General features: G+C 72.6%; 15 protein-coding genes. 2 read left to right on the top strand and 13 right to left on the bottom strand.

The window, feature by feature from the left end:
* Window positions 1-3: 3 nt before the first annotated feature.
* From VSH64_RS12385 to VSH64_RS12355, 7 genes are all read right to left on the bottom strand, one after another.
* A complete protein-coding gene (locus VSH64_RS12385) occupies window positions 4-2649 on the bottom strand; it encodes a helix-turn-helix transcriptional regulator (RefSeq protein ID WP_326835711.1) in 2646 nt (881 codons plus the stop codon).
* Between the two features lie 223 nt (window positions 2650-2872).
* The gene (locus VSH64_RS12380; RefSeq protein WP_326835710.1) at window positions 2873-5686 is read right to left on the bottom strand and encodes an ATP-binding protein; all 2814 of its coding nucleotides are present in this window, start codon (window positions 5684-5686) and stop codon (window positions 2873-2875) included.
* Between the two features lie 105 nt (window positions 5687-5791).
* Window positions 5792-6553 carry a DeoR/GlpR family DNA-binding transcription regulator gene (locus tag VSH64_RS12375; RefSeq protein WP_326835709.1) on the bottom strand — a complete coding sequence of 254 codons (762 nt, stop codon included), beginning with the start codon at window positions 6551-6553 and terminating at the stop codon, window positions 5792-5794.
* Between the two features lie 275 nt (window positions 6554-6828).
* Window positions 6829-7677: a LysR family transcriptional regulator gene (locus VSH64_RS12370; RefSeq protein ID WP_326835708.1), complete on the bottom strand. Its 849-nt coding sequence runs from the start codon at window positions 7675-7677 to the stop codon at window positions 6829-6831.
* Window positions 7678-7769: 92 nt separating this feature from the next.
* Window positions 7770-8138: a DoxX family protein gene (locus tag VSH64_RS12365; protein ID WP_326835707.1), complete on the bottom strand. Its 369-nt coding sequence runs from the start codon at window positions 8136-8138 to the stop codon at window positions 7770-7772.
* A 132-nt stretch (window positions 8139-8270) separates the two neighbouring features.
* Window positions 8271-10631, bottom strand: a complete 2361-nt coding sequence (locus VSH64_RS12360) for a glycosyl hydrolase family 95 catalytic domain-containing protein (protein ID WP_326835706.1) — start codon at window positions 10629-10631, stop codon at window positions 8271-8273.
* A gap of 239 nt (window positions 10632-10870) precedes the next feature.
* The gene (locus tag VSH64_RS12355; protein WP_326835705.1) at window positions 10871-12091 is read right to left on the bottom strand and encodes a lipase family protein; all 1221 of its coding nucleotides are present in this window, start codon (window positions 12089-12091) and stop codon (window positions 10871-10873) included.
* Window positions 12092-12198: 107 nt separating this feature from the next.
* Between VSH64_RS12355 and VSH64_RS12350 the strand changes: the two genes are divergently transcribed.
* A complete protein-coding gene (locus tag VSH64_RS12350; protein ID WP_326835704.1) occupies window positions 12199-12882 on the top strand; it encodes a TetR/AcrR family transcriptional regulator in 684 nt (227 codons plus the stop codon).
* Here the strand turns inward: VSH64_RS12350 and VSH64_RS12345 are convergent.
* Together VSH64_RS12345 and VSH64_RS12340 are read right to left on the bottom strand one after the other, a co-directional pair.
* Window positions 12824-13600 carry an SDR family oxidoreductase gene (locus VSH64_RS12345; protein WP_326835703.1) on the bottom strand — a complete coding sequence of 259 codons (777 nt, stop codon included), beginning with the start codon at window positions 13598-13600 and terminating at the stop codon, window positions 12824-12826. The two genes, VSH64_RS12350 and VSH64_RS12345, sit on opposite strands and share 59 nt — an antisense overlap.
* Before the next feature lie 89 nt (window positions 13601-13689).
* Window positions 13690-14133 (bottom strand): winged helix-turn-helix transcriptional regulator, encoded by a 444-nt coding sequence (locus VSH64_RS12340; protein ID WP_326835702.1) that lies wholly within the window; start codon window positions 14131-14133, stop codon window positions 13690-13692.
* 153 nt (window positions 14134-14286) lie between these two features.
* On the opposite strand from VSH64_RS12340, the gene VSH64_RS12335 reads away from it, so the two are divergent.
* Window positions 14287-15480 carry a thiolase family protein gene (locus tag VSH64_RS12335; protein WP_326835701.1) on the top strand — a complete coding sequence of 398 codons (1194 nt, stop codon included), beginning with the start codon at window positions 14287-14289 and terminating at the stop codon, window positions 15478-15480.
* Window positions 15481-15555: 75 nt separating this feature from the next.
* On the opposite strand, the gene ligD is transcribed toward VSH64_RS12335, so the two are convergent.
* The 4 genes from ligD to VSH64_RS12315 are packed head-to-tail and all read right to left on the bottom strand — an operon-like array spanning window position 15556 to window position 21214.
* Window positions 15556-16497, bottom strand: a complete 942-nt coding sequence (gene ligD, locus VSH64_RS12330; RefSeq protein ID WP_326835700.1) for a non-homologous end-joining DNA ligase — start codon at window positions 16495-16497, stop codon at window positions 15556-15558.
* A gap of 35 nt (window positions 16498-16532) precedes the next feature.
* Window positions 16533-18065 carry a hypothetical protein gene (locus VSH64_RS12325; RefSeq protein WP_326835699.1) on the bottom strand — a complete coding sequence of 511 codons (1533 nt, stop codon included), beginning with the start codon at window positions 18063-18065 and terminating at the stop codon, window positions 16533-16535.
* A 1-nt stretch (window position 18066) separates the two neighbouring features.
* Window positions 18067-19602, bottom strand: coding sequence for a hypothetical protein (locus tag VSH64_RS12320; RefSeq protein WP_326835698.1), 1536 nt, complete (start codon window positions 19600-19602; stop codon window positions 18067-18069).
* A 34-nt stretch (window positions 19603-19636) separates the two neighbouring features.
* Window positions 19637-21214: a hypothetical protein gene (locus VSH64_RS12315; RefSeq protein WP_326835697.1), complete on the bottom strand. Its 1578-nt coding sequence runs from the start codon at window positions 21212-21214 to the stop codon at window positions 19637-19639.
* Between the last annotated feature and the right edge of the window lie 12 nt (window positions 21215-21226).

Genomic DNA, 21226 nt, shown 5'->3' with positions numbered 1-21226 from the left:
AGCTCACTCCCCCCGGCCCGGCGGCGCCCAGCGCGCCACGAGCTGGGCGCGGCCGCGGATCCCGAGCTTGCGGTAGGCCTTGGTGAGCCGCAGCTCGACCGTTCTCGTCGCGACAGAGAGCGCTTTCGCGATGTCCCGGTTGGCCATTCCGCCCACGGCGAGCTCCACCACCTCGCGCTCGGGTTCCGAGAGCCCGGCGCCGGTCGAGTCGTCTTCGCCGCGCGGCTGCGGCAACCGGGCCGACGGCTGGGCGGGCGGCGGATGGATCGCCGCGCCCGCGCCGAGCCGGGCGAACGACACCTCGCGCATCCAGTCGAGCAGCTCGCTCGCACCCCAGGCCTCGCCGAGCGCCTTCTCCTCGGCGATCAATTCCTGCGCCGCGGCTCGGTCGCCGAGCCGCAGCAGCGCGACGGCGGCGACGGTGCGCCACCGCGAAAGCATGGGGTTGAGCCAATGCCGGCCCCGCAGGATCCGGCCGCATTCGAGCAACGCCGTGAGCGCGCCTTCGACCTCGCCGCGCGCGAGCCGCAGCCGGCCACGCTCGTAGAGCAGGAACGCCCAGCCCGCCCCGCGTTCGGCGCCCGGCGGCAGCGGTGCGGCCTCGGCCTCCCAGGCCTTTTCGACGTCACCCTGCTGCTGATAGGTCGCCATCTCGCCGGCCACGTGCCGGGCCACGAGGGTCGGGTGCCAGCAACGCACCGGCAGCTCGCGTCCGGCGGTGTAGAGGTCGCGGCGCGCCTGCTCGGCGCGACCGAGCCAGCCGGCCGCGAGGGCACGGTAGAGCAGCGCCTGCGCCGCGACCGCGCGGTTGTCGCGGATGCGGGCCTGGATCAGCACCGCGTCGAGGCCGGCGAGCGCCTCCGCGGGCTCGAAGCAGCACAGCAGCGCGCGGCTCGCCATCAGCCGCGGCATCAGCGGCCCGTCGTCGTCCGGTTTCGCGAGGGCTTCGCGCGCCAGCTCGCCGACGCGGGGCCGGTCCTCGCCGCGGGTGGCCAGCCGCCACGCGAGCGCGCCGGCCTGCGCCGGGTCGCCGGGGTCGGCCGGATCCGCCGGCGCGGCCAGCGGCGCCACCGGCACCTCGGGTTCGGCCGGGCCTTCCTCCTGGGCGATCCAGCCGAGCACGGCCAACGTGGCGAGCGCGGCCGGCGGGATCACGCCCGCTCCGCGCGCGCACAGCGCGGACACGACCTGGCGCGCCGTTTCGTTGTCACCGCGGCCGACGAGCAGGTCGGCGGCCGCGAGCACCGAGGGCCACGAGCGCGCGTCGGGCGGCGCGGTGAGCACCTGCCGCAGCCGGGTGTCGCTGGCGTCGGGGCTGTGCGCGACCTCGAGGGTGGCGAGCCGGGTGAGCACCTGCGCCCGTTCCGCAGAGCCGAGCGGTTCGGCGAGCGCGCGCCGCAGAGCCGTGACCGCCGGACCCGAACGACCCTGCCGCGAGCGCAGCGCGGCCGCCTCGACGAGCGCCGTGCCCGCCCACGCCCGGCCCACGGGCGGTGCCGCGGCGAGCAGGTCGGCGATCGCCCCGGAGCCGACCCCCGTGCGCCGGCCGAGCGCGGCCGCCCGCACGAACAGGTCCGCACGCTCGCCGGCCGGCATCACGGCCAGCACCTCGCCGGCCAGCCGCGGTTCGGCCAGCCGCGGCGGTTCGAGCACGGCGAGCCCGGTCGTCACGAGAATCTCCAGCGCCTGCGCGGGCGAGAACTCCTTCGGTCGCGCCAGGGCGACGGCGAGCTCGTGGTCGAAGTCCTCGCCGCACACCGCGAACACCCGCAGCAGCTCGATCGCGTCGACCGGCATCCCCCGCGCGACGCGGCACGCGGCCTCGCCCCACACTTCGCGCGCCACCTCCACGAGCCGCGGCGCGGCGTCGGCGACCGGCGCCACCCCCGCGGTCCGCAGCCGGTCGAACGACCGCGCCAGCAGCCCGGGGAACCGGCGCGTGGCCGAGGCGGCCGCCGCCGCGAAGACCTCGTCGACCGGCTTCCCGGTCGCGGTGGCGAGAAAGGTTTCGGTTTCGGCCGCGGTGAACGGTTCGAGCACGACCTCGGTCAGCTCGACCGGCCAGGCGGCGTCGAACGCGGCGTCCTCGCCGAGGTAGCGGGCGAGCGAGCCGTGCGACGCCGTCACGACCAGCACCGGCGCGCCGGCGAGGCGGCGCAGCAGCGCTTCGAGCCAGCGCAGCGTCCAGGAGTCGGCCCACTGCAGGTCGTCGATCACCAGCGTGAGCGGACCGCGCCGGCTCTCGGCGAGGACTTCATCGCACAGCAGCCGCATCGGCGAGGCGCACGAACCCGACTCGCTGTTGTCCTGCACGCAAAGCCCCACCAGCTCGGCGAACCGGGCCGGCGAGCACAGCGCGGCGAGCAGCTGCAGTGCGGCGCCGTAGGGCAGCCCGGTCTCCACCGGCGAGCACCGCGCGACCGCCGTCGCGGCCCCGGCCGTCGCCGCGGTCTCGGCGACGCGGCCCAGCACCGCGCTGCGGCCGACGGCCAGCGGTCCGGTCACGCTGAGCAACCCCGGGCGGCTCTCGCCGAGCGCGGACACCAGCTCGCCGGCCGTTCGCAGCACCGGTTCGCGGCCCAGCAGTGGGCCGGCGGACGCGCCGCGGCTCACCATGCCGGTCACGAAGTGTGTTCGGAGGTTCCGCATACCCACCTCCTCGGCCATCCCATCCGGTGACGCTCAGGCTACCGATTCTGCACTGAAGGTTATCCCCGGAGAATGACTATCGCTGTTTCGCACGTTAGGAGGTAGTGAATTTCTGCCCCTGCACGCTCGACGGCGACGGACGCGGGGGCAACGGTAACGAACCGTGACGATTCACGACGGTACTTCTACCGTGGCAACCCGATCACGGAGAGTGTAACGACGGCTAAGGCTGAAGATCCAATGCCTCCGCGAGCTCCGCGCGGCCCTTCAGCCCGAGTTTGCGGTACACGCCGGTGAGGTGCAGCTCGACCGTACGCACCGTGAGGAACAGCGACTCCGCGATCTCGCGGTTCGTCGCGCCCTCGGCCGCCTTCTCGGCGACTCGCCGCTCGCTGCCGCTCAACGCGTCGGCCGGCGACGCCGTGCCGCGCCGCATCCGGCCGCCCGCCTCCGCCAGCGCCGGCAGCGAAAGGTTCACCTGGAGCTTGTCCCGGCACAGCACCGCGACGTCGATCGAGCGACGCAGCCGATCCCGCGCGCCTTCGGCGTCGCCGCGGCGGAAGAGCCGCCGTCCGAGCAGGAACTCGGCGCGCGCGTGCTCGAGCTTGGCCGGTGACGGAGCCAGCAGCTCGGTCGCCTCGGTGAGCAGCTCGATGCCCGCGTCGCCCGGCGTGAGCACGCCGCGCGCGGTGCGCACCATGCCGACGGCCCGGGGAGTGCCCCACCGCGCCGCGCGGTCCTCCGCCTCCTCGATCCCGGCCCAGCCCTCGTCGCCGCGGCCGAGGATCGTCAGCACCTCGGCCGCGTCATACCACCACGGCGCGAGAACCGGGTTGCCGAGGCCCGCCTCGGCGAGGCTGTCGCGACAGAGCAAGAGGTGGGTGAGCGCAGCGGCCGGGTCGCCGCCGGCCGCGAGCGCGCGGGCGCGGGCCATCAGCACCCAGTGGTACTCCAGGGTGAACCGCTCCAGCCGCGGCCGCCGCACGCTGTCGAGCACGCGCAGCGCCCGCGCGGGCTCGCCGTGGCGGACGAGCGCCGCCGCGAGCGCCGCCTGCGGCATCGTGCCGGCGTCGCCCCAGGCTTCCTGCGTGATGATGTCGTACGCGAACTGCGCGTCGGACAAGGCGTCGGAGGAGTTGCCGATCCACAGGAACACGAGCGCGCGCGTGCTGGCGCCGAGCGTGTAGGTCCACGCCTCGCCCCGCCGCTGCGCGTGGTCCATCAGGTCGCCGAGCGCGGCCAGCGCCGGCTCGACGTCGTCGGCGAGGTACAGCGTGAGCACCGCGCCCAGCACCCCCCAGCCGCCGGGTGTCACGTCGCCGATCGAAAGCACTTTCCGCGCGTACGCACCCACTTCCGCCGCCGGTCTGCCTTCCACGGTGCCGAGCGAGGACAGCATCGCGAGCAGCTGCCGCTCCTCGGCCGTGTCGCCGCGGGGCGGCACGACGTCGCGGAACCGTTCGCCGACCTGGCGCACGGTGTCCTTCTCGTCCATGCCCGAGAGCAGCAGCACCGACTCCAGCAGCGTGCGCGTGGACCGGTCCTGCGCCGAGGGGGCGTCGCCGACGGCTTCGTCGAAGCGGTCGAGCACCGATTCCGCCAAGGCGTAGGCGCGCAACGAGTTCTGCGCGGTCAGCGAGGTCAGCGCGTATTGCACGGCCAGCGGCACCCGGCGGCGCGGATCCGTCACGAGCTCCAGCGCGCGTTCCAGATGCCGCAGCGCGGCCTGCGGATCGACCTGCGCGAGCACCCGGGCCACGTGACCGAGCACGGCCACGCTGTCCTCGTCCGCGGCGAGCGCACGCGTGAGATACCGGGCGGCGGCCGCGGGCGCGCCGCGGTTCTCGGCGACCACGGCCGCGTCGCGCAGCACGTTCACCATCCACGGCTGCGGCCGGCCACTCAGGAGCAGCAGCTGCACCGCCACTTCCTCGGGCGCCCGGCCGTTGTCGTTCAGCAGCGTCGCCGCGCGCTCGCGCAACGCCTGCAGCTGCTCGGCGGAAACGGCGTCGACCACGGCGTGGCGGATCAGGTCGTGGGTGTAGTCGAGCCGGTCGGGCAGCAGCAGGTCATCGGCCCGCAGCGCGCGCACCGCGGCCGCCGCTGGGCCCGGCTGGGTGCCGGCGAGCGCGGCGATCAGCTCGATCTCTTCCCCGCCCAGCACGGCGATCGCGCGCGCCACGGCGAACGCTTCGGGCGAGAGCCGGTCCAGCACCGAACGCGCCACGACCTCGCGCCCGATTTCGTCGAGCGCCGACACGTGCGTGGCGTCGGGCTCCACGGCGTCGCCGCGAAGCTGCGTGACCACCCGGTCGAGCAGGAACGGGTTCCCGCCGGTCACGTCCACGCACTTGCGCACGAACTCGTCGGCGGGGTTCGCGCCGAAGCGGGCCTGCAGGACCTCGGCCACGGCACCGGGCCCCAGCGGCTCGAGATCGAGGGTGAGGCAGGTGAGCGTGGCACCGATCTCGCCGAGCACCTCCGGCCGTGGGACATCGCGGCCCGTGCGCTGCGTCATCACCACGAGCAGCGGCAGGTTTTCCGCCCGCCGCAACAGGAAACCGAGCCACCGCAGCGAAGTCTCGTCGCACCACTGCACATCGTCCACGGCCAGGACCACGAGCCCATCGGCGGTGAGCCCCGCGGTGAGCCAGTGAAGGCCGTGCATCACGGCGTACGTGTCGGCGGCCGTACCGGCTCCGCCGGGTTCGAGCGCGGGCACCGCGAGCCGGGCACTTCCGTCGAGCAGGCCACCGGACAGATCCAGGGGCGCGAAGAGCGCACGCACGGCTTCATACGCCGACGAGCCGGACTCCGGGCACGTGACGGTGAGGACGGTCGCCGCCACGGTGTCGAGCTCGTCGAGCGCCGCCGCCACCAGTTTCGTCTTGCCGATACCCGCCGGGCCGCGCAGCAACACCGCCTGGCCTTCGCCGAGCGCGGCGTCGCGAGCCTTCTGCACGAGCAGCGAAAGCTCCCAGTCGCGCCCCGCCAGGTCGGTTCCGGGCACCAGCCGAAGACCACTGCGAACGGCCACCGCGCCTCCTCCACGCATCGCGGGCGCGCTCGCCCGCCGGGATCTGCTGCCGGTGCCACTGTGCCAGCTGTCGATCATCCGGGTGGGACAGCAGGGCGCTCGCGGTCACACTGTGAGCACCTTCGTACCCGTGTGGCGCAGCTCCTCGGCGGCACCCGGGTCCACGCCTTCGTCAGTGATCAAGGTGTCGACGTCGTCGAGGTCGCCGAAGCGCGCGAAGTGATCGTTGCCGATCTTGGTGTGGTCGGCGAGCACGATCGTGCGGCGCGCGGCCGCGATCGCCGCGCGCTTCACCATCGCCTCCGACGAGTCGGGGGTGGTCAGACCGCGTTCCACGGACACGCCGTCGGTGGCCATGAACGCCACGTCCACGTAGGTGTCGCCGAGCGCGCGCAGCGCCCAGTTGTCCACGGCGGCCAGCGATCGGCCCTTGACCCGGCCGCCGACCAGCATCACCGTGACGTTTCCCCGCCCGCTCAACGCCACCGCGACCGGAACGGCGTTGGTCACGACCGTGAGCTCACGCTCCACCGGCAGGATGCCGGCGAGCTCGCCGACCGTGCTGCCCGCGTCGAGCAGGATCGCACCCTCGGCGGGCACGAGGTCCAGCGCGGCCTTCGCGATGCGCCGCTTCTCCGCGGCCATCGCGGCGTCGAGCACCGGGAGGCCCAGCTCGGCGCCGGCGCTCTCGACCGGAATGGCGCCGCCGTGGACGCGGCGCAGCACACCCCGGCGTTCGAGCGCGGTCAGGTCCCGCCGCACCGTCTCCGTGGTGATGTCGAACTGCGTCGCCAGCCCGGCCACGTCGACCCGGCCGTTCCTGCGCGCCATGTCCAGGATCGTCTGGTGGCGCTCCTCGGCGTACATGTTCCGCTTCTCCCCTGTCGGTAACCCGAGTCCTCCCTTTCGGTTTCCCGAAAACCGCACGCTACCCACGGTCATACCGGCCCCACAACAAAGCCGGCCGGTTTCGAGGGAGATCCCGGTCTTTCGACAGATTCCCCGGCGACCCGGGTTTCACGCGCGCTGAGCGGGGTGTGTCCTGGGTAACACCTGCGCGGCGGCAACGCCCGTGCTGCCACGGTCGGCGGCCGCCTCGGTTGATGGTCCACAGTGGACTGTTGCGCCGACGGTGAGCGGCGCTACCGCGTGACGAGGTCCGCGAACTCGTAGATCAGCCGCGAGCGCCGCGCCGCGACCCAGGCCACCGCCACCTGGCCCGGCGGCAGGTCGCCGACCGGCACGTGGGTGACGTCCGGGCGCGTGTAGTACTCCGAAGTGGACAGCGGCACGATGGCGATCCCCAGCCCCGCCGCCACGTGTTCGAGCTTCTCCTCGATGCTGCGGTACCCGCGCGTGCGGGCGGCGCCGCCCGCACGCAGCTCGGTGGCCACGGCCTTCCACTCGGGCACCGCGTCCGGCTCGTTGAGCAGGTGCTCCTCGGCGAGGTCGGCCACGTCGACCGATTCCTTGCCCGCGAGCCGGTGCGTCACCGGCAGGATCGCGACGCGCGGTTCGCTGTACATCGGCCGCACGGTGAGCCCGCGCGGGTCCACCGGCAGGCGCACGATGCTCGCGTCGGCACGCCCGTCGTGCAGCACCTCGGTCTGGTCGTCCCACGTGGTCCGGACCAGGTCCACCGCGAGCCCCGGATGGCGTTCGGTCAGCGTGCGCAGGGGTTCGGTCACGGTGATGCCGGGCATGAAGCCGAGGGTGAAGGTCGACGTGCCGCGCGCGGCCAGCGCCACGCGCCGCCGCAGCGCCTCGGCGGCGGCGAGCAGCGGCCGACTGTCCTCGAGCAGCTGCCGGCCGGCGGCGGTCAGCTCGGTCGAGCGCCGGTCGCGGACGAACAGCTGCGCGCGGAGTTCCTCTTCCAGCGCGCGGATCTGGCGCGACAGCACGGGCTGCGCGATGTGCAGCCGCTCCGCCGCCCGGCCGAAGTGCAGCTCCTCGGCCACGGCGACGAAGTACCGCAGCTTCCGCAGATCCACGTCCACCTCGGGCCTCCCGTCCCTCGGCGTCCAGCCTAGGTCAGCGGCGCCGGCCGCGGCGGATCACGACCGACGCCCGGGTGAGGCCGGGCTCAGCCCGCGAAGCGGCCCACGGCGACGAACACCGCCAGCACGAGCAGCACCACGTTCACCGGCACGCCCTTCGGCTCCTTGCGCCGGGCGTGCACCACGATCGCGCCGAGGGCGACGATCGCCAGGCCCACGGCCGCGATCGGCGTGAGGACCGGCGCGATGTCCAGCGCCCACGGCAGGATCAGGCCGAGCGCACCGAGCACCTCCGCGAGCGCGATCAGCTTCACCGAGGTGTCCGAGAAGTCCTCGACCCACGCCATGTTCGGGTTCTCCAGCAGCTTCTTGCGGGGCGTGGCCAGCTTCATGCCGCCCGCGCCCAGGTACAGCACTGCCGTGATCCCCGCCGCGATCCACAACGCGATGTTCATGCCCGCTCCCGGTCCGTCCGACTCATATAGTTGAACGCTACACTGTTCGAGGTCGAACTGGAAAACGGCGAACCGCCGGAAGGGCCGATCGGGCACTTCCGGCGGTTCGCCGGCGGGACTTCGGGCAAGCCGTCAGCGTGGGGTCACGGTGATCTCCTGGTTCGGCCGCAACCGGATCTGCTGCTTCCAGGAGCCGGCCCTCAGCTCGGTGTCGGTGCCGCCGACACTGCGGACCACCGCTTTCGTCACCTTGCCGCGGTGCCATTCGAGGTCCACCTCGAAGCCGCCGCGCGCGCCGATGCCGGTCACCTTGCCGGAGTCGGCCCACGCCGCCGGCAGCGCCGGCAGGAACTCGATCACGCCGGGGCGCGAGTACAGCAGCATCTCGAGCACCGCGGCCGGGCCGCCGAGGTTCGCGTCGATCTGGAAGATCGTGTAGCTGCCCTGGCTGTACATGTCGAAGAAGTTCGCGGCCGTGCCGTTGCCGTTGTTGAACGAGGGCCGCAGCACCGTGAGGAACAGCTGGTACGCGCGGTCGGCGTCCTTGAGCCGGGCCCAGCACGCGGCCCGCCACGCGCAGCCCCAGCCGAAGGTGTCCATGCCGCGCGCGATCAGCAGGTTGCGCACGCCCTCGATCAGGTCCGGGGGCGCCGTGTCGAGGTTGATGCGGTCGCCGGGGAAGAACCCGATGAGCGGCGAGAGGTGCCGGTGGGTCACCTCGCCGAGGTTCTCCGGCACCAGCCACTCCTGCAGCCAGCCGGTCACCGGGCTCACGGTCGGCATGTGCAGCCGGTCGCGCATCCCGGTGATCGTCTTGCCGTAGTCGCCGTCGCGGCCCAGCAGCTGCGTCGCCTCGGTGAAGTGGCCGAACAGGTCGTGCACGAGCTCCTGGGAGTAGGTGTTGCCCTGCGCGTCGGGACCCTGCTCGGGCGACCAGTCGGTGTCGCTGACGAGGTAGTCCTTGCCGTCGACGGTCTTGGTGACCAGGCGCGCCTCCCAAAACTCGGTCGCGCCCTTGAGCACCGGGTAGACCTTGGCGAGGTAGGCCTTGTCCCGCGTGTACTCGTAGTGGTCCCAGAGGTTGTTGCACAGCCACGCGTTGCCCGCCGGGTGCCACACCCAGCCGGAGCCGCCGTAGATGTTGGTGGAGAACGCGACCGCCCAGCCGGCGATCTTGCCGCTCGAGTTGCGGAACCTGTTGCGCGGGTCGTTGAAGAGCCGCTTCGTGGTGTCGGTCCACGCGGGCAGCTGCGCGAGGCAGTAGTCCGCCAGCGCGTCGAAGCACTCCTTGAGGCCCGCGCGGTCCGCGAGCCAGTAGTTCATCTCGACGTTGATGTCGGTGTGGTAGTCGCTGTACCAGTCGGGCGAGTTGTTGTTGAGCCACAGGCCCTGCAGGCTGATCGGCAGGCCGTTGCGCGAGCCGGTGATCGTGAGGTAGCGGCCGAACTGCACGTAGGAGGCTTCGAGCTCCGGGTCCGGCGTGCCGGGGTCGGTGTAGCGCACGGCGATGCGCGACCACGAGTCGAGCGTGCGCCGGTTGGCCGGCGAGCGGCCCAGGTCCACGGTCATCCGGTCGTACAGCCGGCGGTAGTCCTTCACGTGCGTGGCGAGCAGCGCGGTGCCGGCCACCGCCGCGGCCGCCTTCACCTTGCCGGCCGCCACGGCCGCGGGGTCGGCCCCGGCGTCGAGGTAGTGGCGGGCCGCGTCGGGCACGTAGTTCGTGCCGCCGCAGAGCACGATCACGACTTCGCTGCAGCCGCTGAAGGTGACCTCGGTGCCGGACACGGACACCCGGCCGCCCTTGCCCGCGGCGGTCACGGCGGTGCTGTACTTCAGGCCGTTGGCGAACGTGCCGCCGAGCGAGACGACCCCGCCGCTCGCCGTGGGCTTTTCGTCGCGCGTGGCCTCCAGCGCGACCGAACCGGTGTAGGAACCGCCGCCCTGCTGCGTCAGCCGGATCACGACGACGTCGTCGGGGTGGCTCGCGTACACCTCGCGCCGGTAGGTGGCGCCCTTGAGCGTGTAGCTCGCGGTCACGAGGCCGTTGCTGAGGTCGAGCGCGCGCCGGTAGCCGCCGACGCCGGTGTGCGACGGGAGCTTGAGGCGCAGCTTGGCGAGCAGGCCGAAGCTGCCGAAGTCGTCCTTGCCGTAGGGCAGCTGACCGTCGTCCTGCACCGTGTCGTTCTGTCCGCCGGTCCAGAGCGACGCGTCCGTGAAGTACAGGTAGTCCGCCGCTGGGTCACCACCGACGAGGCCACCGATCCGACCATTGCCGATCGGGAGCGCTTGCTCGATCACGTGGCTCTCGACCGCCGGGGCGGGGTACCAGAGCGTGGTCGCGGCGGCGTCGGCCACGAGGTCGGCGGCCGGCGGTCTCGCGGGCGAAGCCTGCGCTGTGAACGGGCGAAACCCGCTCAACGCGAAGCCCGCGCCGACGGCGCCACCGAGCTTGAGGAAGGAGCGGCGGGAGGGCGGGGAAGGGAGGTCCGACATGACAGGTCCGTTCGTCGTCGAAGGCGGAATCCGGCCGTGAGCGAGGCTCGAAGCCCGCCAAACATAGGATGTCTGCCCGAACCTGGTCAAGATTCTTCGGAATTATTTGACCGCCCCGGCGGAGGCGGATCGGATTCCGCCGGGGCCGGATCACCGCACGCGCGCACCGATCCGGCTCCGGCGTCGAAAGGGGTCCGGGTGGCGGTCCCTCCCCTCCGGAGACCGCCACCCGCGCGCCGTCAGCAGGTGCTGGGCGCGGGCTTGCCCGCCAGCCGGTCGGCGAGGTACGCGAGGGCGCCCGGCGCGCCCTGCACGGCCACGGTCACGTGATCACCGACCAGCACGCGGTGGTACTGCACAGGCACACCCTGGGCGCAGTAGGTGCGCACCAGCTTGTCCACCGGCGGGGAGAACGCCAGCTCGTCGAACACGCCCTGGTAGACGTAGACCGGTGAGCCCGGCTTGAAGCGGCCCATCGTGTTCTCGGCGATCACGCGCTTCACCGCGGGCACGTCGAGCAGCTGCGGCACGGTCGTGTAGTCGCTCATGCGGCGGAACGCCTGCCCGACCGTGAACTGCGCGATGCACTGCCCGCCGACCTGGGCGAACGCCTCCTTGCCGCGGGCGTTGAGCAGCGCGTCGGTGTCGATCTCCGAGTACGCGCGGCTCAGTCCGACGGCCGCGCCCACGTAGATCCCGGCGAACGGGCCGCCGTCGATGTGCCGCGCGAGGTAGTCGAGGTCCGCGGGCACACCACCGGCCGCCACTCCGGCGAACTTCAGCTCCGGCGCGTACGACGGCTGCAGCTCGTTGGCCCATTCGCTCGCGAGCGCACCACCCGAGTAGCCGATCAGGCCGGTCGGGGTGGCCGGCCCGGCGAGCCCGGCGGGCGGGAACGACTGCGTGGCACGGATTCCGTCGAGCACGCCGTGTGCGGTGTTGGCGGCCGCGGCCCACTCCGAGCGCGGGCCTTCGTAGTCGGCGGTCACCACGGTGTAGCCCGCGGCGACCAGCGGCAGCATCAGCGCGAGCTCTTCGGCCGGCAGGTTCGTGCCGGTGGTGAGCGCGTACGACGGCGCGCAGTCGGTGGACAGCCCGTCCTGCGCGGTCTGGTACGACACGAGCTTGCGCGCGCCGCTCGCCGGCGGGTTCACCGGCTGCAGGATCGTGGCGACGTCGGCGATCGCGCCGCCGTGGGTGTCGGTGGAGCGGTACTTCACCTGCCACGCGCGGACGGGAACAGGCAGCGCGAGCGCGCGGATGGTGACCGGGCGCGAGTCGAGCACGGTGCCCGGCGCGACGTCCGGGAACGGTGCGGGCTGGGCGTAGAACGGGTCGGTCGCGGGGTTTCCGGGCGCCGGCGCGGCGGTGGCGGCGGGCGTGAACGCGGTCGCGGCCAGGGCGGTGACGGCGAGGAGGACGGAGAGCTTTCGGCGGATGTCGACGCTGACAGTGGGCACGGGACCTCCAACTCAATACCAGGTGGTATCGAGTGGGATGCCTACCAGATGACCTGGATCACAGTCAACGAAAAACGTCCAGGTGAGGGAGCGGTAGTCTCCGGCCCATGGCCCCTTCGCGGACCCCCCGCCGCCGTCCGAGCCGCGCCGAGACGCGGCGCAAGATCATCGACGCCGCCGGCGAGGTGTTCGCGCGCCAGGGCATCGCGGCCACCTCGCTCAACGACATCGCCGCGGAGGCGGGCCTCACGAAAGGCGCGGTGTACTCGAACTTCACCGGCCGCGACGACCTCGTGCTCACCATCATGGAAGAGCACCTCGTCGACCGCATGCGCTCGGCCACCACGGCGTTCGACGAGCTGAGCGACCTCGGCGAAGCCACCGCGGAAGCCGGCGCCCGCCTCGCCGCGGGCGTCGACACCGACGCGACGTGGCACCGGCTGCTCCTGGAGTACTGGGGCATCGCGATGCGCAACCCCACCGTCCACGAAGGACTCGCCACCCGCCGCGCCCAGCTGCGCGAAGCCATCACCGCGGCCATCACCCGGGCCGCGGCCCAGCACGGGGTCGACCTGCCCTTGCCACCCGAGCAGCTCGCCGTGGTGGTGCTCGCGCTGTCCAACGGCCTCGCCGTGGAACGCGGTGTCGAGGCGGCGGCGGTGCCGGACACGCTGTTCGCCGACGTGCTGAAGCTGCTGGTCACGCCGCGCGGAACCGGCGGCGACCCGGACGTCAGTGATACCGCAGCGCCGCCGGATCCTTCTGCTGCGCCAGGTACTCCTGGAACGTGATCACCCCGTCGGCGTGGCCCGGCGCGAGGTTGCCGCCTTCGGCGTACGCGCGGTACAGGCCGCCGGGCAGGCGCACCGGCAGCACGCGCCGGGTGCGGCCACTCGCCGTGAGCAGCGCCAGCGTCAGCTCGGTCGCGGTGAGGACCTCCGGACCGGCGAAGTCCGGAACCCGGCCGGCGGGCTCGGCGTTCGCCAGTTCGGCGAGGCGGACGGCGACGTCCCGCACGTCCACGGGCTGGAAGCGCCAGCGGGGCACCGGTGCCACCGGCAACCGGGACACGCCGGCCAGCACGGCGCGCACGAGTGAGTGGAACTGCGTCGCGCGCTGGATCGTGTGCGGCAGGCCGGAATCCGCGAGCAGTTCCTCCGCCGCGAGCTTCGCGCGGTAGTACCCGAGCGGCACCCGGTCGACGCCGGTGATCGATACGTACACGACGTGCGGCGGATTGCCCGTCCAGCGCGCGGCTTCCACGAGCGTGCGCATCACGTCGACCTCGTGGCGGTGGTCGGTGGCGCAGTGCAGGACCACGTCGCAGCCGGCCAGCGCGGTGTCGAGACCGCGCCCGGTGCGCAGGTCGCCGACGACCCAGTCGGCACCGGCCCCGCGGCGACGCCGGCGGCTCAGCGCGCGCACGCGCTCCCCCGCCGTGACCAGCCGGTCCACGACCGCACTGCCGAGCTGACCCGTCCCGCCGGTGACCAGAATCCGTTCCGGCACGCCGCTCCTCTCCCGGCACCACCGCCCGGCCGGACGGCTTCCGCGGCCATCCTGGCACGCCCGCGCGCGCCCCGGAAGGCGCGCGGACCTCAGGATCCGCGGACCGCGCCCACGCGGACCGGGTGCAGGCCCCTCGACGCCACCGGCTCACCGCAGTGCTCGCACACGCTTTTCACGTGCAGCTCCGCACCGCAGTCGTGTTCGTAGACGGTGGGCGGCGGGCCCTGGTGCACGTACCGGTCACCCCACTGCATCAGGCCGAGCAGCACCGGCTGCAGCGCCTTCGCCGACTCCGTCGGGAAGTACTCGAAGCGCGGCGGGTGGTCCTCGTACTTGCGCTTCTCGAGCACGCCGGCGTCCACGAGCTTGCGCAGCCGCGCGGCGAGGATGTCGCGGCTGGCGCCGGTGTTCTCGGCGATCTGGTTGAACCGTCGCTCGCCCAGGAGCACCTCCCGGAGCGCGAGCATGCTCCAGCGCTCGCCGACCACCTCGAGCGCGTCCGCGATCGAGCAGTCCCTGCCTCGCGAAGCCATCCGCCTCACCTCCGTCGCGCACCGGCTAGGAATTTCCAACCTAGCACGTCACCGGCCCGATGTGAGGTGTCCGACAGCAGCTACCCAGCGGGTTGTGTTCTCCAACCTACTCGGCGTAGAACGGGATCAAGCGGCTATGCGAGGAGGCAGGTCATGAGGGACGCAGTCATCGTCGACGCGGTGCGCACACCGATCGGCAAGGGCAGGCCGACGGGCAAGCTGGCCGGGGTCCATCCGGTCGATCTGCACGCGCACGCCATCCGCTCGCTGGTCGAGCGCACCGGCATCGACCCGGCCCTGATCGACGACGTGATCAGCGGCGCCGTGGGCCAGGTCGGCGAGCAGAGCATGAACACCGCGCGCTGGGCCGCGCTCGCCGCCGGGCTGCCGGAGTCGGTGCCGGCCGTGACCGTCGATCGCCAGTGCGGCAGCAGCCAGCAGGCCATCCACTTCGCCGCGCAAGGTGTCCTCAGCGGCGCCTACGACATCGCCATCGCCTCGGGCATCGAGTCCATGGGCCGCGTGCCGATGGGCAGTCAGATGGCGGGCAAGGACCCGTTCGGCGCCGGCGTCGCCGCGCGCTACCCCGAAGGCCTGGTGCCGCAGGGCATCAGCGCCGAGCTCATCGCCGCCAAGTGGGGCTTCTCGCGTGAGCAGCTCGACGCGTACTCCGCCGAGAGCCACCGGCGCGCCGCGGCGGCGTGGGCCGACGGCAAGTTCGCCGGTGAGGTCGCGGCGCTCAAGGCCCCGGGACCCGACGGCTCGCTCGTGGACGTGACCACCGACGAGTCGGTGCGCCCCGGCACCACCCCGGAGGTGCTCGCGGGGCTCAAGCCGGCGTTCAAGGCCGACCTGTGGGAGGACCGCTTCCCGCAGATCGACTGGCGCGTGACGGCGGGCAACTCCTCACCGATCAACGACGGCGCCTCCGCCGTGCTCATCACCAGCAGCGACACGGCGAAGAAGCTGGGCCTCAAGCCGCGTGCCCGCCTGCACTCGTTCTCGGTGGTCGGCGACGACCCGCTGTACATGCTCACCGGCGTGATCCCCGCGACCCGCAAGGTGCTCGACCGCGCCGGCCTGAAGTTGTCGGACATCGACGCGTTCGAGGTCAACGAAGCGTTCGCCAGCGTCGTGCTCGCCTGGCAGGCGGAACTCGGCGCGGACCTCGCCAAGGTCAACGTGAACGGCGGCGCCATCTCGATCGGTCACCCGCTCGGCGCCAGCGGCGGCCGGCTCATGACCACGCTGCTGTCGGTCCTCGAACAGACCGGCGGCCGCTACGGCCTGCAGACCATGTGCGAGGCCGGCGGCCTCGCCAACGCGACCATCATCGAGCGGTTGTAACGAGCCCCGGATCCGGGACGCCCGCCATCCCCCGGCGTCCCGGGTCCGTACCCCCGTCCAGGGCAGCACCGGTGCTCAGGAATCCTCCGGGTCGAGGCCGTCACGGTCGGCCCATTCGAGCAGGGGTTCCAGGGAGAAGACGGCGTCGTCGATGCCCGCGTGGAGGTCGCCGAGCTCGGCGAAGCGCGCGGGCACCGTGGCGATCGTGCACTCGCGCGGCTCGACGTCGTCCACCTCGTCCCAGCGGATCGGCGTGGACACGGTGCCCTCGGGAACACCGCGGACGGAGTAGGCGCTGGCGATCGTGTGGTCGCGCGCGTTCTGGTTGTAGTCCACGAAAAGCTTCTTGGGATCCCGGTCCTTGCGCCACCACGTGGTCGTGACCTCGTCGGGCGCACGCCGCTCCACCTCGTGCGCGAAGGCCAGCGCCGCGCGGCGCACGTCGGCGAAGCCCCACCGCGGTTCGATGCGCACGTACACGTGCAACCCGCTGCCGCCCGAGGTTTTCGGCCAGCCGACCGCGCCCAGCTCGTCGAGCACCTCGTGCGCGACGTGGGCCACGCGGCGCACCGTGTCGAAGGGACAGTCGGGCATCGGGTCGAGGTCGATGCGCCACTCGTCGGGCTTCTCGGTGTCGGCCCGTCGCGAGTTCCACGGGTGGAACTCCACAGTGGACATCTGCACCGCCCACGCGACGTGGGCCGCCTCGGTCACGCACAGCTCGTCGGCGAACCGGTTGTAGCGCGGGAAGTGCACGCGGACCGTCTCCAGCCACGGCGGCGCGCCGTGGGGCACACGCTTCTGGTGCACCTTCTCCCCCGCCACGCCCTGGGGGAACCGGTGCATCATGCACGGCCGCTCCCGCAGAGCGCGCACGATGCCCTCGCCCACCGAGAGGTAGTAGTTCACCAGATCGAGCTTCGTCTCGCCCCGCGCCGGGAAGTACACCCGGTCGGGGTTGGAGATCCGCACCATGCGGTCCCCGACCGCGATCTCCACCGCCGAGTCTTTCGCCATGCCGTGACCGTAACCGCAAAGCAGCGCAGGCGCGATCAGATCCGCACGAGCCGCACCCAGCCGTCGCCGGTGGCGGGTGAGAACAGGTGCCACGTGCCCGGCCCGGAAAGCGGTGACCAGCTCCAGTCGAGCCGGTAGTCCACTGGCCGGGGCCGGCGCGCGCGGTCGAGCCAGCGGTAGTCCAGCTTCAGGAGGAACCCGTCGACCGGGCCCGCCGCCGCGATGCGCTGCTCGACCAGCGGCACGACCCGGCCCTGGTCGGCGAACGAGTCGACCATCGTGCATTCGCAGAAGTACGCGAGCGTGCCGATCTCCGGCGGGGCCGCCACCGTCGCGTCGCCCACCTGCGCGCCGATCGCCTGGCCGACCCGGGCGTAGTCGGCGGCCGTGGCCCAGTTGCCGAAGATCGGCGGCGCCGCCCACGGCACCCCGCGGCGCACGTCCACATACGCGGCCGGCAGCACCGCCAGCGCGAACGCCAGCCCCGCCACCGCCACGCGCACCACCCCGGCACCGCGGGCGAGCCACCCGGCCGCGACCACGAACACCGCGGTCAGCGCGACGATCGGTGCCACGTAGTACCACTGGTAGGGCGGCACCCCGAGCAGCGAATACGCGCCGTAGTACAGCAGCCCGCCGAACCCCAGCGCCGCGACCGGCCCGAACCGGGCGGCCCGCTCCCGGCTCGCCACCAGCCATCCCGACCAGCCGAGCAGCGCCACCAGCCCGCCGAAGGCTGGGGCGAACGCCACCAGCGTCGCCTTCCAGCGTTTCGGATCGAGGTAGTACACCGGGCCGTTGCCGTAGGTGTACTCGCCGAACGCGCCCTGCGTCGTCTTGATCAGGAACGTGTCCGGGATCGCCGAGCCGAGCGCGAACCAGCTGAACACGAACCACGGCAGGCACACCGCGAGCGCCACCGCCACCACGGGGAGCAGCCGGCGGCGCAGCGCGCCGACCCCGAGCGTCAGCAGCACCACGAAGATCACCAAATCAAGGCGCACCAGGACCGCGAGCCCAGCCACCACACCGAACCCGACCGCGCGCCCTTCCAGCGCGTACGCGGTGAGCAGCAGCAGGGCCGCCGCGATGAGGTGCACCTCGAGCCCGGTCGCCGACAGCACGAACGGGTTCACCAGGATCGCGGCCGTCCCCGCCACCGCGGTGAAAAACGGCAGCCGCAGCACCCGGGCCACCCGCGCGAAACCCCAGCCCACCGCCGTCATCGCCGCCACGAACACGAGCCCCGCGCCGGCCACCGGGTGGACCGAGCCACCCGCGACCCGCGTGAGGGTGCCGCCGAGCGCGAGCAGCAGGACGTTGAGCGGTGAGGTCGCCGAGTTCGCCGTCTCGGCCCGGACCAGCCCCCAGTGGAAGTGCTCGGCGAGGTTCCGCGCGTACCCCAGCGTGATGAACGCGTCGTCGATCAGGCTGCCCCGCACGCAGAGGAACACCACCGCGGAAACCACGGCCACCGTGGCCGGCCAGCACAGCGCCCGGCCACGGCCGCGTCTCGGCGGCTCCCCCGGCTCGGCCGGGAGGCGCGCGGGAGCCGCGGCCCGGCCCACGTCAGGTCCCGTCGCCGCGCACGAGGTAGAGCACCTGCTCACCGGCCCACGGCGACGCGATCCGCCACTGCGCCAGCACGTTCGCCGGAGCGGCCGCGCCGACCGTCTTCGGCACGAGCGCGTACTCGGGTTTCACCGCCACCGCGCCGAAATCGAAGTAGTGGAAGTTGAGGTCGACGAGCTTGCGGCCGAACGCGCCCATCGCCGCCTCGCGCTGCGCGATGGCCGGGCCGACCGCGCCCCGGTCGTCGAACAGGTCCACGATCGAGCACCCGCAGCTGTACGCGAGCACCCCGATCTCACCGCCGCTGCGCACGGTGCCCGAGCCGACGAGCCGGCCCAGTTCCGGCCCGATCCGCTCGTACTGCGCGGTGGTCGTGTGGTTGGACATGATCGGTGCGAACGGCCGCGGCAGCCCGCCCCACGCGTAGAACCCCACGCTCACCACCACCAGCCCGACCGCGGCGAGCAGCGCCGGCACCCCGGCCGTGAACCGGGCCACCGCCGGCGCGCGCCCGGCCACGGCGGCCACCGCCGCCGCGAAGAAGATCGTGGTCACGGCGATGCTCGGCCCGTAGTACCAGTGGTATGGCGGCACGTGCAGCCGCGAGTACGCCAGGTAGTGCACGATCCCCGCCGGCACGAGCGCGACGAAGGCCAGCAGCGCCGTCGCGGCCGGCCCGCGCCGGACCAGCGTGACGAGCCAGCCGAGGAACGCCACCACACCGAGCGCCGCGGGCAGGAACGAAAGCCAGGTCGCCCACGGGAAAACGCTCTCGTACAGCGCCGGTCCGTTGGAAAACCCGTAGGTGCCCCAGGACTTCTGCAACGTCTTGATGATCAGCGTGTCCGGCACCGCCGAACCGAGCACGAACCAGCTGAACACGAACCACGGCAGCGCCACCACCACCGCCGTGAGCACGGATTTGCCGAGCCCCGCCCAGAACCGCGCGCGCACCAGGACCACCACCACGGCGATCAGCACCAGGTCCACCCGGATGAGCAGCAGCACGCCCGCGGCCACGCCCACGAGCACGGGCCGCCGTTCGGCCGAGAACACCAGCAGGCCCACCACCGCCGCCACCCCGAACTCGACCTCGAGCCCGATCGACGAGATCAGCAGCGGGTTCACGGTGAGCAGCGCGACCGCGAGCGGCGAGAACCACCGCGGCAGTCCCGCCCGGTCCCCCAACCGGGCCAGCCCGACGGCGATCACCACCTGGCACAGCACGTACAGGATCGCCGCGGCCAGCACGGCGTCGCGCACCACCACCGTGAACCCGGCGAGCACCAGCACGCTCAGCGGCGAGGTCGCCGTGTTCGCCGTGCCCAGCTCGATCAGGCCCCAGTGCCCGTGGAACGCGAGGTTGCGGGCATAGGCGAGCGTGATGAAGGTGTCGTCGATCAGGTGGTGGCGAAACAGCGCGAACACGCCGGCCGAGAGCACCGCGACCACGAGCGCGAGCACGCCGTGGCGGCGCGGTGCCGGCCGGGCGTCCTCGACGTCGCCGGCGGTGGTGGTGCTGGCAGATGCCACGCGGACTCCTCGTCAGGAGGCGCCGGGCAGGTTCTCAGCGCGCGGGCACCAGCGTGAAGTGCCCGATGCCCTTGGCGGCCGAGTACACCGTCCACGAGTCGGGCCCCGACGCCGGGCCCTTGCCGTAGAGCAGCCGATAGTCTACCTGCCGCGGCTGCTGGTTCCGGTCGAACCAGTGGTAGTTGATCTTCAGGCCCAGCCGGGACACGGTGCCGTCCTCCGCGATCCGCTTGCGCACGATCGAGGCGACCTGGCTGCGGTCGGAGAACACGTCGAGGATCTGGCAGTCGCAGTAGTACGCGAGCGTGCCGATCTCGCCCGGCCCCGCCACCGAGGCGCCGTTGAGCCGCTGGCCGAGCTCCCGACCGACCCGGGCGTAGTCGGTCGAGCTGGCCCAGTTGCCGAAGATGACCGGCGACGGCCACGGCACCCCCTGCGCCACGTCGATCGACACCATGCCGAGCGCCGTGACCCAGGCCAGCCCCAGCGCCGTGAGCGGCGCGGCGTTGCGCAGGCCCGGGCGGCGGCCGGACTCGGCGAGCCAGATGCCGGTCATGAGCACGGCGAACGAGCCGATCGTGGTCGTCGGCGTGGCGTAGTACCAGTGGTACGGGCCGACGCCGAGCGTCGAGTACACGATGTAGTAGACGACGCCGCCCAGGCCGAGCCCGACGATCGGCGCCAGCGCCGGGAAGTCGTCCCAGCGACGGGCGAAGCGCAGGCCGAACCAGGCCAGCAGCACGACCGTGCCCGCGATCGCCGCGGCGAAGGTGAAGATCACCGTGACCGGCTGGTAGAGGAAGTACATGACCGGGCCGCTGAAGTAGCCCCACGCCCCGAAAAGGCCTTCCTGGTCCTGCTTGATCACCAGCGTGTCGGGGATGAACGAGCCCAGCGCGAACCAGCTGAACAGGAACCACGGCGCCGCGACCAGCACCGCGGTGCCGAACGCGCGCCAGAAGTGCCGGCGGATCGCGCCCGTGCAGAACGTGATGATCAGGACGAACACGACGAGGTCGAGGCGCGTGAGCACGGTCAGCGCGGCGAACACGCCGAACAGCACCGGCCGGCCTTCGACCGCGAAGACCGTGAGCCAGAGCAGGATCGCCGGCACGAGCAGGACCTCGAGGCCGGTGGCCGACAGCAGGAACGGGTTCACGACCACGAGCACCACGCCGAGCAGGCCGACCCAGGTCGCCAGGCCGAACGCGCGGGCCAGGCGCTGCCACGCCCAGCCGAGCGCGGCCGAGGAGAGCACCGTGAGCGCGCCGAGCGCGAGTACCGGGTGCGCGGCGCCGCTGATCCGCGTGACGAGCGTCAGCAGTCCGAGCAGCAGCACGTCGAGCGGCGAGGTCGCCGAGTTCGCCGTGGTGCCCGGCACGAGGGCCCACTCGCCGTGGAGCGCGAGGTTCTTCGCGTACGCGAGCGTGATGTACCCGTCGTCGGTCAGGCTCCCGCGCACCAGGAGAAACGACAACAGGCCCAAAACGGCCGCGGCCCAGGGCAGCCAGCCGAAGCGCGCGGAGCGTGACCGCACGCGCGAGCGCGACCGGGGTTCGACGCGGCCGTCCGCGCCTTCCGGGATCGTGACCACTGATTCATCCACCGACATGGTCCAGGAACG

Source organism: Amycolatopsis rhabdoformis, assembly GCF_035918295.1.
GTDB classification, from domain to species: domain Bacteria; phylum Actinomycetota; class Actinomycetes; order Mycobacteriales; family Pseudonocardiaceae; genus Amycolatopsis; species Amycolatopsis rhabdoformis.
Note: the sequence above shows the minus strand (reverse complement) of the source record. Positions and strands in the feature narration are given on the sequence as shown.

Coding starts and splice junctions, on each gene's coding strand:
- VSH64_RS12385 (WP_326835711.1), bottom strand. CDS start 2,649: ATGCGGAACCTCCGAACACACTTCGTGACCGGCATGGTGAGCCGCGGC.
- VSH64_RS12375 (WP_326835709.1), bottom strand. CDS start 6,553: ATGTACGCCGAGGAGCGCCACCAGACGATCCTGGACATGGCGCGCAGG.
- VSH64_RS12365 (WP_326835707.1), bottom strand. CDS start 8,138: ATGAACATCGCGTTGTGGATCGCGGCGGGGATCACGGCAGTGCTGTAC.
- VSH64_RS12360 (WP_326835706.1), bottom strand. CDS start 10,631: ATGTCGGACCTCCCTTCCCCGCCCTCCCGCCGCTCCTTCCTCAAGCTC.
- VSH64_RS12350 (WP_326835704.1), top strand. CDS start 12,199: ATGGCCCCTTCGCGGACCCCCCGCCGCCGTCCGAGCCGCGCCGAGACG.
- VSH64_RS12340 (WP_326835702.1), bottom strand. CDS start 14,133: ATGGCTTCGCGAGGCAGGGACTGCTCGATCGCGGACGCGCTCGAGGTG.
- VSH64_RS12335 (WP_326835701.1), top strand. CDS start 14,287: ATGAGGGACGCAGTCATCGTCGACGCGGTGCGCACACCGATCGGCAAG.
- ligD (WP_326835700.1), bottom strand. CDS start 16,497: ATGGCGAAAGACTCGGCGGTGGAGATCGCGGTCGGGGACCGCATGGTG.
- VSH64_RS12315 (WP_326835697.1), bottom strand. CDS start 21,214: ATGTCGGTGGATGAATCAGTGGTCACGATCCCGGAAGGCGCGGACGGC.